The following is a 6,295-nucleotide window of genomic DNA, read 5'->3' on the forward strand; positions in this document are numbered from 1 at the left end:
GCGCTTACTTTTTCATGATGGCGGTAAACAGGTCCGACTCAAGAAAACGTTGTAACCACGCCTGCAATCGCTGATAGGGCGTCGTCGCAAACCAGTCACGATCCACATGGGCGAACTGGCGGACGAAGGGCAGCAACGCGATATCGGCCAGGCAGGGATGATCGGTCAACAAGTAATCGCGACCTTCGAGCAACTCATCCAGCTTCTGGAGGAACAGCGCACCTTCCGCGCGATAAACCTCCATCGGCTTCTCCGGATAACGCTCGGCGTACTTGTAGCGATTCAGGTGCACCTTGAACACCTGATCGTTGGCTTCGATCAACTCGGCAATCCTTGAATCGCCACCCAGCAACCAGTTATCCGGATCATTCTGCGCCAAGGCCCAGCGCATGATTTCCAGGCTCTCATCGATCACCTGACCACCGGCATCCAGCACCGGTACGGTGCCTTTGGGCGAGATCGCCAGCATCTCCGCCGGTTTGGCCTTGAGACTGACTTCGATGATGTCCACCGGCACGCCCGAATAACGCAGGGCCATCCGCGCCCGCATCGCGTACGGGCAGCGGCGGAACGAATACAGCGTGTTCATTTCACCTCCAGTGTGCTCAAACCATTGCCCTGGCGCTGCACCTGAATCTGCACCGGAATCCGCTCGTGCATTTCCTGCACGTGGGAAATCACCGCGACCTTGCGGCCCTGAGCCTGCAAGCCGTCGAGGGCGTCCATGGCCAGTTGCAGGGATTCCGGATCGAGGCTGCCGAAACCTTCGTCGATGAACAGCGATTCGATCTTCAACGTGCTCGACGCCATCGAAGCCAGGCCCAATGCAAGAGCCAGCGACACCAGGAAGGTTTCGCCGCCGGACAGCGAATGCACCGAGCGCAGTTCGTCGCCCATTTCGGTGTCCATCACCAGCAGGCCGAGCATGCTGCCGCCGCGTTTGAGGCGATAGCGTTTGACCAGTTGCCGCAGTTGCGCGTTGGCGTGATGCACCAGCAAGTCGAGGTTGTAGGCCTGGGCGATCTTGCGGAAGGTGTCGCCGGTGGCCGAACCGATCAAGGCATTGAGTCGTGCCCAGCGCTGATACTCGGCATAGGCGTCGGCGATCTGCTGCGCCAGCGCGGAGTTGGCGTTCTGCCGGCGCTGATCTTCGACTTGCTCGGCGCGCAGTTCGGCGCAGAGCTGTTCGCTGACGCCGCACTGATTCTGCAAGTCGGCGAGGGCGGCGGCGAGTTGTTCGGCTTCAAGGTTGCCGTTGTGTTGCGCCCGATGTTCGAGCAATTGGCGATCACGCTCCTGCAACAGCACTTTGGCGTGTTCCAGGGCCTTTTCGTTGCGCTGCAAACGCTCGCGCAGCTCGCCGACCTGCGTGTCATCAACCCGCAACAGATCTTCGAGACCGCCGTCATCCAGTTCCGGATGGCGGGCGCGCCAGTCGGCAATCTTGCCCGCCAGATCTCGGTCTTCGGTTTCCAGCGCCTGCAAACGCTCTTGCTGCGCTTTGAGTTCGGCGGCGATTTGCACGAGTTGCGTGCGCACGCCTTGCAGGGCCTGAGTAGTGGTGGATTCGGCGTTGCGCGCCTGTTCCACCGCGAGTTCAAGCTGCTGCTGCCAGTGTTCTGCGCAGTTGTGATTGCCCAGCAATTGCGCGAGTTTCTCCTGGCTGGCCTGCTGTTGAGCGGCCAGCGCGCTGAGCTGTTGCTCAGCGGTTTGCAGCTGCTGGACACGGCTCTGCTGACGATCCTGTTCTTTCTCAAGCGTCTGCTGGCGTTGTTGCTGTTCGGCCAGTTCTTCTTTTTGCTGATCGACTTGCGCCAGACGCTCGGCGATCTGCCGGTCGAGCTGCATGAAGGTCGCGGCCGGTTCGGCGCGCAGGGCTTCGTGAGTTTCGGAGGGCAGCAGTGTGGCGAAGGCTGCGAGTTCTTCGTCCAGACGCTGGCGGTCAGCGCTCAACTCGCGCTGCTGATTGCTCAGGTGCTGCGCCGCGTGCTGGTGTGCGGTTTCGGCGTGACGCAATTGCTGGGTCAGGCGCGCCGCATCCTGTTGCAAAGTGAGCAGGGCGGTCTGGCGTTGTTCGTCCTGGGCGATGCTCTGGTTCAGTTGATCGTTCTGGCGTGTCAGCCACGCAGCGCGCTTGTCGCTGTCCTGATTCAATAATTGCGCGGCCAGTGGATGAGATTCGATGCTCGGCGTCAGCGTTTGCTGTTGTGCCGCCAGTTGTTCCTGCTGTTGCAGCAACTCTTTCTGTTGAGCAATCACGCCCCCGACGCTGGTACGCAGCTCGGTGAGTTTTTCCTTCAGTTGATCGACCGCTTGCTGCGCGCTGGCCTGCTCGCTTTCATCGTGACGGCCGAGGCTTTGCAGCAGGGCTTCCGGCTGGTGATACGGGTGTTCGTTGCTGCCGCAGACCGGACACGGCTGGTCATCCTGCAATTGCGCACGCAGTTCTTCGACACTGGCGCTGCGAGCCAGACGCTGGCGTTCGAGCAGTTCGCGGGTGACGTTGAGGGTCTGTTCGGCGACAGTCAGTTCGGACTTGGTTTTCACCCCGTCCTGGGTCAGGCGCTCGCGCTCCTGTTGTGCATCGAGCTGACGCTGTTGCAGCTCGGCACTGCGTTTTTCCAGTTCCTGCTGACTGGCCCACAGGCGCGTCAGGTCTTCGACCGCGCGCAGTTGTTTGCGGTTGTCCTGCAACAGGGTGCCGAGAATGCCGATCTGTTCGGCGACGGCATCCGGTTCGGCGCCGGCCTCCTTGAACAGCACTTCAAGCTGCTGTTTTTGCGTGGCCAGTTCTTCGGTGGCGCGCGTGGCGTTCTGTTCGAGACTCGCCAGTTCGCTTTCGCCCTTGTTCAACCGGTTGCCGATCAGCATCAGTTGCTGCAAGCGGTCACGGTAGGCATTCCAGGCTTCACTCAACGGTGCCAGATGAGCGCTTTGCTCCAGATCGGTGGCGATGCGTTGCAGGCGTTCCGCGATCTGCTTTTGCTGGTCGAGCAGGGTCTGGATCGTGCTTTGGCCCTCAGTGCTGGCCTGTTCGGCGGCCTGCTTTGCCTCGGTGCCGGAAGCAATATCCTTGGCCAGACGGGCGAGGGTGCTTTGCTCATCGAAGGCCTGACGCAGCAGCGGAGCACTGTCGCTCTGTTGCTTCTGCGCTTCGGTCAGCGCGATTTGTGCAGCACTCAGCGCTTGTTCAAGTTGAGCCTGGCGTTCAGTCAGCTCGGCTTGTTGCTGAGTGTACGCGCTGATTTGCGCCGCCAGCGGTGTCAGCTGTGCATCGATTTCAGCCTTGCGGGCGAACTGGTGCCGTTGCGGGGCGAGTTGTTCCAGGCGTGTCAGGCGCAAGCGTTCGCCGGCCAGCGTTTCGCGCTCCTGTTCGGCGTTCTGCAGTTGCTCGGCGGCTGCCTGCTGCGCGTCCTGCAACAGGTGCAGATCCTTGAGCCAGGTGTGCTGCTGCTCAAGCTGTTTGAGCTGCGCCTGTTGCAACTTCAATTGCTGCTGGGCAGCGTTGAAGCGTTCGTCGAGTTCGGCGCGGGCCTCGGGCGGCAGCGGGGTCACGCCGGTGGCCTGATCCTGCAACTGCTTGTGGGCTTCGCGGGCTTCTTTGGTCTTGTCGAACGCGCGTCGGCCAAGGCGGGTGTAGAGCGCCGTGTCGGTGAGTTTTTCCAGCAGCTCGCTGCGATCGTTGTCGTCGGCCTTGAGGAACGCACTGAATTCGCTCTGGGCCAGCAACACGGCGCGGGTGAATTGTTCGAAATTCAGGCCCAGCGCGGCTTCGAGTTGAACCTTGTACTCACCTTTCTGGCTGGCGAGCAGTTGATCCTGATCGATGTCGCGCAGGCTCTGACGGCTGGCCTGCAACTTGCCGCCGGCCTTTTCCCGGGCGCGGTTGGCTTCCCAGCGCGCGCGATAGCGGCGGCCATCGACGCCGACAAAGTCCACTTCGGCAAACCCCTCGCCCGTGCCGCGTCGCAGCAGGGTACGCGGGTCGCCGGTGGCGATTTCGCCGTCGGCGTCCGGCACCTTGGCGTCACGCCCGGTGTTGTTCAGACGCGGCACGGCACCGAACAGCGCCAGGCACAAAGCATCGAGCAAGGTACTTTTACCGGCACCAGTCGGCCCGGTGATTGCGAACAGACCGGCGCTGGCCAGCGGTTCAGCGGTGAAGTCGATCTCGAACGGGCCCGCCAGCGAAGCAAGGTTCTTCAAACGAATGGCGAGAATCTTCATGGCTGCTCGCCCTCCATTTGTACGTCCTGCAGCAGCGTGGCGAAGTCCTTGAGGGTTTGTTCATCGACCTCGTTGCCGTAATTGTCGAGCCAGGCGCGGCTGAACAATTCCTGTGGTGTGAGCTGGTCCAGTTCGATCAGCGCGCTGCTGTCTTCAGCGCCGTCAGCACCACGGTTGCCGGCGTATTCGGCGGCGATTCGCACCAGTCGCACAGCCTTGCCTTGCAGGGCACTTTCGACCTGATGGCGCAGATCCGGTTGCGGCTCGTCGAGGGTCACGCGCACTTCCAGCCACGGCTGGCGCTGGGTTTCGGCCAGCAGATCAATGTTCGGCAGGTCGGCCAGTTGCAACAGGATTTCCGCCAGCGGCGCTGGGCCGAGGCGTTGCAGGTTGACGGAACGGGGGATCAGTATCGGCTCGACGCTGACCAGGGTTTCGCCGTCGAGCACGACGTCGAGAATCTGGTGCTGATAACTGATCTCCGAGAACGACAATGGAATCGGCGAACCGCTGTAGCGAATCCGCTCTTCGCCATTGACCTTCTGCGGCTTGTGCAAATGGCCGAGGGCGACATAGCTGATGCTCGGCCCGAACAGACTGGCCGGCAGGGCTTCGGCGTTGCCGATGATCAGGCTGCGTTCGGAGTCTTCCGAGACCGACCCGCCAGCCATGTGCGCGTGGCTGATGGCGATCAGGGCCTGGCCCGGCTGGCGCCTGGCGTTGGCTGCTTCGATCAGCCATTCATGCACCTGACCAACGCCGCGCAAATAGTTGTCGCCCAGATGCGCGCCGGTCACTTCGGCAGGTCGCAGGAACGGCAGCGCGAGGCACCACGCGGCGATCTCGCCGGACACATTCGGCAGCGGCAACAACAGGCGTTCCGAATCGAGCTGGCCGTCGTCCAGCCACAACACCCGGCCCAACGCATGGGTACGCAAACGCCGCATCAACGGTGCGGGCAATTCGATCCGCGAGCCGGAATCGTGGTTGCCGGCAATCATCACGATGGTCAGCAACGGCTGCTGCTCGTGGGCACTGACGATGAAATCGTAGAGGCGTTCCTGGGCTTTGACCGGCGGATTCACCGTGTCGAAGATGTCGCCGGCGATCAGCAGCACGTCCGGCTGCGCCAGCTTCAGTTGGCGCAGCAGCCACTCGAGAAAACAGGCGTGCTCGAAATCGCGCTCCTGGCCGTGCAGGTTCTGCCCAAGGTGCCAGTCGGAGGTGTGAAACAGACGCAAGGCTGACTCCGCAATATAAAGAGGTGATGGCCGCGTGGAAGGAGAGGGCGGCGAAAGAGGGGGAGTTTACAGATTATTGGGACAGGCGGGATTGTGCGAATGGGCGTGGATCCTGCTGGCTGAAAATTCCTGCGCAATTAGCTGTCAGTCATTTCTCTTTCGGAAGCGTCGACGGCGTGTTTGTCGGATTTCGCTACTTGATCTGCGAAATATCCTGCGCGTCTGCCGGAGTCGGACGATTTTCCGGATGCCGTTGATCGATAACACTGTTTCGGTGAAACCATTAATTGACGCCAAAATGATGGCTATCTAATATCGCGCCACTATTTTGATGTCACTTTTCTGGTCGAGTGATCGGGTGTGTTTACCCGGTGCAATACCTGGTCCTGTTGACGCCCGGAATGTACTTCCGGTTCATGCCTGCTCCCGAGATTCTGAAATGGATATTCGCCTCCTGACCTTCATGGCTGGCCAGCCTTCTGCGGCCGTAAAAAATCGCGAAACCTTTTTGGGCATGCCCAAACGCGGTCTGGCGTTTCTGCTGGCCAACGTCATGTTCTGGCAGCCGATGTGGGCGCAGGCAGACGGGATTGTGGTGGCCAACCCCGGCACCACCCTCGACCGCGCCGGCAACGGCGTACAGATCATCAACATCGCCACGCCCAACGGCAGCGGCCTGTCGCACAACCAGTTTCATGAGTACAACGTCGGAACGCAGGGCGTCATCCTCAACAACGTGGCGGCGCAGACCGGGCAGACGCAACTGGGCGGGATCATCGTCGGCAACCCCAACCTGAGCAACCGGGTCGCGGCGCAAGCGATCCTCA

Annotated in this window: 4 protein-coding genes; 1 reads left to right on the plus strand and 3 read right to left on the minus strand. The window is 61.2% G+C overall.

The features are described from left to right. Window positions 1-4: 4 nt before the first annotated feature. Genes DXT77_RS01165 through DXT77_RS01175 form a run of 3 tightly spaced genes read right to left on the minus strand, consistent with a single transcriptional unit; the run spans window position 5 to window position 5,468 of the window. A complete protein-coding gene (locus tag DXT77_RS01165) occupies window positions 5-589 on the minus strand; it encodes a glutathione S-transferase (RefSeq protein WP_119426289.1) in 585 nt (194 codons plus the stop codon). Further along, window positions 586-4,227: an AAA family ATPase gene (locus DXT77_RS01170; RefSeq protein ID WP_119426290.1), complete on the minus strand. Its 3,642-nt coding sequence runs from the start codon at window positions 4,225-4,227 to the stop codon at window positions 586-588. The genes DXT77_RS01165 and DXT77_RS01170 overlap by 4 nt, the downstream gene beginning before the upstream one ends. Next, window positions 4,224-5,468, minus strand: coding sequence for an exonuclease SbcCD subunit D C-terminal domain-containing protein (locus tag DXT77_RS01175; protein ID WP_119426291.1), 1,245 nt, complete (start codon window positions 5,466-5,468; stop codon window positions 4,224-4,226). Before DXT77_RS01175 ends, DXT77_RS01170 begins: the two co-directional genes overlap by 4 nt. Before the next feature lie 439 nt (window positions 5,469-5,907). Between DXT77_RS01175 and DXT77_RS01180 the strand changes: the two genes are divergently transcribed. Then, window positions 5,908-6,295, plus strand: a 388-nt coding sequence (locus DXT77_RS01180; protein ID WP_158593085.1) for a hypothetical protein, incomplete at its 3' end; no start/stop codon positions are given.

The organism is Pseudomonas sp. 91RF, from assembly GCF_003576265.1.
Classification (GTDB): Bacteria; Pseudomonadota; Gammaproteobacteria; order Pseudomonadales; family Pseudomonadaceae; genus Aquipseudomonas; species Aquipseudomonas kribbensis.